At 67.9% G+C, this 2,766-nt stretch carries 4 protein-coding genes; 2 read left to right on the top strand and 2 right to left on the bottom strand.

Annotated features, from left to right (window positions below; all coding sequences use genetic code 11):
* The coding region (locus tag RMO30_RS08830; protein WP_309712144.1) for a ParA family protein at positions 1–251 on the top strand (251 nt) is incomplete at its 5' end.
* Positions 251–1,201: a ParB/RepB/Spo0J family partition protein gene (locus tag RMO30_RS08825; protein ID WP_309712141.1), complete on the top strand. Its 951-nt coding sequence runs from the start codon at positions 251–253 to the stop codon at positions 1,199–1,201. The genes RMO30_RS08830 and RMO30_RS08825, both read left to right, overlap by 1 nt.
* Before the next feature lie 70 nt (positions 1,202–1,271).
* Here the strand turns inward: RMO30_RS08825 and RMO30_RS08820 are convergent, their stop codons facing one another.
* Both RMO30_RS08820 and RMO30_RS08815 read right to left on the bottom strand, forming a co-directional pair.
* On the bottom strand, positions 1,272–2,219 hold the full coding sequence (locus RMO30_RS08820) for a D-alanine--D-alanine ligase (protein ID WP_309712138.1): 948 nt from the start codon (positions 2,217–2,219) through the stop codon (positions 1,272–1,274).
* 8 nt (positions 2,220–2,227) lie between these two features.
* A partial coding sequence (locus RMO30_RS08815) for an aminotransferase class I/II-fold pyridoxal phosphate-dependent enzyme (RefSeq protein WP_309712135.1) occupies positions 2,228–2,766 on the bottom strand: 539 nt, incomplete at its 5' end.

The raw sequence follows: 2,766 nt of genomic DNA, 5'->3' as shown, positions 1-2,766 counted from the left end.
ACCCGAAGCTCGCGCTCTCGACGATCCTCCTGACGATGTACGACTCGCGCACCAACCTGGCGAACCAGGTCGTCGACGAGGTGCGCGAGCACTTCCCGGCGGAGACCCTCACCACCGTCATCCCGCGCTCGGTGCGCATCTCGGAGGCCCCGAGCTACGGCCAGAGTGTCATCACCTACGACGGCAACTCGCCGGGCTCGCTCTCGTACCGTGAAGCCGCATCCGAGATCGCACATCGGAGCGTCGCCTGATGGCCCCCCCGAAACGCACCGGGCTCGGCCGCGGGATCGGCGCGCTGATCCCGACCGGACCCGACGAGTCTCTCGATCACGACCGTCCGGTCGACGTCTTCTTCGGCTCCGACACGGATCTCGTCGCCGTTCCCGGGGCGCGCCTGGCGGATCTGGAACTCAGCGACATCGTGCCCAATGCGCAGCAACCGCGCGTCGAGTTCGACCCCGATGCCCTGCAGGAGCTCGTCGTCTCGATTCGTGAGTTCGGTGTGCTGCAACCCATCGTCGTGCGGCCGCGGTCCGGCGCGGCAGAGGGGGAGCCCCAATACGAACTCATCATGGGCGAGCGTCGATTCCGCGCCTCGAAGGCCGCCGGACTCGAACGCATCCCCGCCGTCGTCAAAGACACCGCCGACGAGGCGATGCTGCGGGATGCGTTGCTGGAGAACATCCATCGCGCCCAGCTCAACCCGCTGGAAGAGGCGTCGGCCTACAAGCAGCTACTCGAGGACTTTGGCATCACCCAGGACCAGCTCGCCGAGCGCATCGGCCGGTCGCGGCCGCAGATCACCAACACCATCCGGCTGCTCCGCTTACCTCAGAGCATCCAGACCAAGGTCGCCGCCGGGGTTCTGACCGCGGGCCACGCCCGCGCGATCCTTTCGGTGGTCGACGAAACCGGGATGCTGAAGCTCGCCGACAAGATCATCAACGAAGACCTCTCGGTGCGCGCGGCGGAAGCGGCGGCAGGTGTGCTCGCCCCCGCGAAGCCGAAAGCCGCCAAGCCGGTCGCCGGCAAGCGGCAGCAGCACCTCGGGGAGCTCGCTGATCGGCTCGGCGACAAACTCGACACGCGCGTGAAGATCGCCCTCGGTGCCTCGAAGGGCACCATCACGATCGACTTCGCCACGGTCGCCGACCTGCGGCGCATCTTCGACGAGCTCGGGGTCGACTCTTCAGTCGGGTGACCCCAGGGGTGAATGATCCCAATTGGGATATCTCACGCCGCGAAAGCGACCGTTTGGGATATCTCGCGGGCTACGCGGTTAGGGAGGCTTCGGCAAGGCGGGTGTAGACCCAGCCGAGATCGTGACCGGCGGCTTCGAGCGCCTGGGGGAGCAGCGAGGTTTCGGTGAGGCCGGGCAGTACGTTGGCTTCCAGGAACCACGGCGTGCCGGCTCCGTCGACGATGAGGTCGACGCGCGAGAGGTGCCGCATCCCGAGCGCGACGTGGGCGGCGACGGCAGTCTCCGCTGCGCGGGCCGTCACCTCGTCGGAGAGTCGGGCGGGCGTGTAGAACCGCGTCTCGCCCGCGTTGTAGCGCGCCTCGAACGAGTACACCCCAGAGAGTGGCTCGATCTCGACGGCGGGGAGGGCAACGGGTCCGTCTCCAGTGTCGATGACGCCGACGGCGATCTCGGTGCCGGTGATCTGCTGTTCGACGAGCGCGACATCCCAGTAGGTGTAGGCCTCGACCATCGCGCGCGGCATGGCTTCGCGTTCGGTCACGATGGTGACGCCCTGAGCTGAGCCGCCCTGGGCGGGCTTCACCACGAGCGGTACGGGCAGTTCGTCGTCGATCGCCGCGAAGATCGCGTCGGCACCGAGTTCGCGGAACGCGTCGCGACCCAGGGTGATCGATCGCGGGGTGGCGACTCCGGCTCGGGCGACGATGATCTTCGCCGTCGGCTTGTCCCAGGCGAGTCGAGCGGCCGACGACGACGATCCGACGAACGGAACGCCGAGGAACTCCAGGAGCCCGCGCAGCGCGCCGTCTTCACCGCTCGCTCCGTGCAGGGCGGGCCACACGGCATCCGGTCGGTTATCCCGCAGGTACGCCAGCAGACTGGCGTCGGGGTCACGCAACTCGACCTCGAGGCCGTGCTCGAGGAGGCTGTCGGCGACCCGGCGCCCACTGCGCAGCGACACGTCGCGTTCGTGGGAGATGCCGCCCGCGAGAACGACGACGCGCTTCAGTCCGCTCACGTCGTGCCTCAGCCGGCGAACGGGGGCAAGACGCCCTCGGGTTCGGAGGGCAGGGTGCTGACCGGGCCGGTCTGTTGGAACTCGTTGAGCAGCGCGAGTTCGCCGTTGATGACGATCGCGAGCCGACGGATGCCTTCGCGGATGAAGTCGGGCGTCGGGTAGCAGAACGACAGCCGCATCGCGTTGCGGCCGGAGCCGTCGGCATAGAACGCGGTGCCCGGAGTGTAGGCGACGAGTTCCTTCACGGCGCGGGGCAGCATCGCCTTGGAGTCAAGGTGTTCGGGCAACCGCAACCAGACGTAGAAGCCGCCGGTGGGCACCGTCCAGGAGAGGGTCGGCAACTGGTCGGCGAGGGCGGAGAGCATCGCATCCCGGCGGTCGCGGTAGACGCCACGGAAGGTGTCGATCTGGCCCTTCCAGTCGGCGGAGTCGAGGTACTCCGAGATCACCGTCTGCGAGAAGGATGATGGTGACAGCACCGCCGCCTCGTTCGCCAAGATGAGTTTCTCTCGAATCGCGTGGGGGGCGACAGCCCACCCGACGCGGA

The organism is Pseudolysinimonas sp. (genome assembly GCF_031389465.1).
Taxonomy (GTDB): Bacteria; Actinomycetota; Actinomycetes; order Actinomycetales; family Microbacteriaceae; genus Pseudolysinimonas_A.
Note: the sequence above shows the minus strand (reverse complement) of the source record. Positions and strands in the feature narration are given on the sequence as shown.